Raw genomic sequence first — 540 nt, forward strand, 5'->3', positions numbered from 1 at the left:
ACACCTCTTTACGCTTCTTCCCGATTGGCTGTGGCGCGATAACACCGCGACGCAGCAACCCGTCATGCCTGATGACCATAGCGAGCTGGTCCCACCCCTTCCCATCCCGAACAGGACCGTGAAACAGCTCCACGCCGATGATAGTGCGGATTGCCCGTGTGAAAGTAGGTAATCGTCAGGCTCCTTATGCTGTAACGTCCAGAACCCCGGTGTCTCCGAAAGAGAGCCGGGGTTCTGGCGTTTGGGCGCAAGAAAAACCGATTATTCTTAACGACCTGATTTATTCGCGGTCGATTGGACTTGCCCCTGCATGACCGGACACGCGGTCACGCTTCGGTTGGTGAAGTTGCGCGCTGGCGGAATTCGCGTGGCGAGCAGTATTTCAAGGCGCTGTGCGGATGCGATTCGTTGTAGTGGTCAAACGCGATAGCCAGGTTTTGCAGTGCGGTTCTGACATCAGGCTTGGGCATCCATGAGACGTAGTCACGCTTTATCGTTTTGACGAAGCTTTCGGCCATCCCGTTGCTCTGCGGACTTCTC

At 55.9% G+C, this 540-nt stretch carries 1 protein-coding gene and 1 rRNA gene; one reads left to right on the forward strand and one right to left on the reverse strand.

What is annotated here, in order from left to right:
* Window positions 1-67 precede the first annotated feature (67 nt).
* A 5S ribosomal RNA gene (rrf, locus tag M3I54_RS44615) occupies window positions 68-181 on the forward strand.
* Between the two features lie 145 nt (window positions 182-326).
* Here the strand turns inward: rrf and M3I54_RS44620 are convergent.
* On the reverse strand, window positions 327-540 hold a 214-nt coding region (locus tag M3I54_RS44620; protein ID WP_254345683.1), incomplete at its 5' end, for an integrase core domain-containing protein.

This window comes from Paraburkholderia sp. CNPSo 3274, assembly GCF_024206475.1.
Taxonomy (GTDB): Bacteria; Pseudomonadota; Gammaproteobacteria; order Burkholderiales; family Burkholderiaceae; genus Paraburkholderia.